The organism is Microbacterium sp. B24, from assembly GCF_000333415.1.
Classification (GTDB): domain Bacteria; phylum Actinomycetota; class Actinomycetes; order Actinomycetales; family Microbacteriaceae; genus Microbacterium.
The window spans coordinates 1-806 of the sequence record NZ_BADB01000223.1 but is presented as its reverse complement, the minus strand read 5'-3'; the positions used below and the strand labels follow the sequence as shown (position 1 = coordinate 806).

The following is an 806-nucleotide window of genomic DNA, read 5'->3' as shown; positions in this document are numbered from 1 at the left end:
GCGACGAAGACGACGAGCTCGAGTTCGACGAGGCCGACATCCGGGTACGCCCCAACCCGAAGGCGAATCGCCCGCGCACGAAACGGCGCCCCGCCCACGCGAATGCGGTGATCGGTCGGGTGCTCGGCGTCGACCGGGGCCGCTACACCGTGTTGATCGACGAAGACGGTCCCGACGAGCACACCGCGCTCGCCGCCCGCGCGCGCGAACTGCGCAAGCAGCCGATCGTCACCGGCGACCGTGCGCGCGTCGTGGGCGACACCAGCGGCGATGAGGGCACTCTGACGCGCATCGTCGGGCTCGAGGAGCGCACATCGCTGCTGCGGCGCAGCGCCGACGACACCGACCAGGTGGAGAGGGTCGTGGTCGCCAACGCCGACCAGATGCTCGTCGTCGTCGCCGCCGCCGACCCCGAGCCGCGGCCTCGGCTGGTCGATCGCTACCTCATCGCGGCTCTAGACGCCGGCATCCATCCGCTCCTGGTCGTGACCAAGACCGACCTGGCCGATCCCGCCCCGTTCCTTGCGCACTTCGAGGGCGTGGACGATCTGGAGATCTTCACGAGTGGCCGCGGCCAGATGCCCGTCGAGGAGATCGGGCGACGCCTGATCGGCCACTCGACCGTCTTCGTCGGCCACTCCGGCGTCGGCAAGTCGACGCTGGTCAACGCCCTCGTCCCCACGGCCGATCGCGCAACGGGCCACGTCAACGAGGTGACCGGCCGCGGCCGTCACACGTCGAGTTCGACGGTGTCGCTGCGCTACGTCACGGCGGAGGGGCGCGGCTGGGTGATCGACACCCCTGGC

At 70.8% G+C, this 806-nt stretch carries 1 protein-coding gene; it reads left to right on the top strand.

Features of this window, described 5'->3' with window-relative positions; all coding sequences use genetic code 11:
• A partial coding sequence (gene rsgA / locus I5I_RS06050) for a ribosome small subunit-dependent GTPase A (protein ID WP_036317631.1) occupies positions 1–806 on the top strand: 806 nt, incomplete at both ends.